Origin of the sequence: Streptomyces ossamyceticus (assembly GCF_001418475.1) — a bacterium.
Taxonomy (GTDB): Bacteria; Actinomycetota; Actinomycetes; order Streptomycetales; family Streptomycetaceae; genus Streptomyces; species Streptomyces ossamyceticus.
Window position 1 is genome coordinate 1 of the sequence record NZ_LIQX01000468.1, and the last position, 1151, is coordinate 1151.

1 protein-coding gene is annotated in these 1151 nt (G+C 67.7%); it reads left to right on the forward strand.

Translation table 11 applies throughout. From position 1 onward, the window contains the following. Window positions 1-137: 137 nt before the first annotated feature. On the forward strand, window positions 138-1151 hold a 1014-nt coding region (locus AOK15_RS29705; protein ID WP_055521426.1), incomplete at its 3' end, for an ABC transporter substrate-binding protein.

Genomic DNA, 1151 nt, shown 5'->3' on the forward strand with positions numbered 1-1151 from the left:
CGCCACACCACACAACTGACCGGTCGGCGGCAACAGCTGCCCGTCGACCGGCCCACGGACCACGTGTCCGCCCACAGACTCCACCCCCCAACCCTCCCGAGCTGGTCCCCCATTGCGCTACTTCCAGGAGATTTGTCATGAGTGATCCCATGATCGGTCGCAGAGCGCTCCTGCGCGGAGCAGGCGGCCTGGCCGCCCTCGCCGCTCTCCCGTCCCTCTCCGCCTGCGGCACCGGCACCAGCCGTGTCTCGTCCGGCAGCGGCAAGGGCGGCGGCAAGACGGTGGTCGTCCGCGACAGCGGCGGTTCCTACGGTGCGGCTCTCCAGAAGGCGATCTACACGCCGTTCACGCAGGAGACCGGCATCCAGGTCAAGGTCCTCAACCTGGACGACGCCCCGCTGCTGGCCCAGATCAAGCAGGGCCGCCCGCAGTGCGACCTCATCAACAACTCGATGATGTCCCACCTCAAGTACCTGGGCCAGAACGCCCTGGAGATGCTGGACCACGACCGGATCAAGAGCGTCAAGAGCGCGAAGATTCCCGAGGCCCAGGTCACCGACCATGCCATCGGCAGCAGCTTCTACGGCCAGTGCATCGCGTACCGCACGGACGCCTTCGGCGGCCGCAAGCCCGAGTCGTGGGCGGACTTCTTCGACACCAAGTCCTTCAAGGGCGGCCGGGCGATGTGTAGCCCCGACGGCGACCTGCCGGAGCTGGAGTTCGCGCTGCTGGCCGACGGCGTCCCGGCGGACAAGCTGTATCCGCTGGACGTGGACCGCGCCTTCAAGGTGCTGACCCGACTGCGAGGCGACATCAAGAAGTTCTGGGACAGCGGCCCGCTCCCGGGTGTGCTCCTCAGCCGCCAGGAAGTGACGATGTCCACCGTCTGGGACGGCCGGGTCGCCGACCTGGAGAAGCAGGGTGTCCCGGTCACCAGGCAGCTGAACGGCATGCGCCGCCAGTTCCAGGGCTACGCCATCGCCAAGGACGCGGCCAACGTGGACAACGCCTACCAGCTGATGGACTTCTCGCTGCGTGCGGAGAGCCAGGCCAACCTGGCGAAGGCCTTCCCGTCGAACCCGTCTTCGCCGCTGGCCTACGCCAAGCTGACGGAGGACGAGCGCAACGCTCTGGCCGGTGCGCCGAAGTAC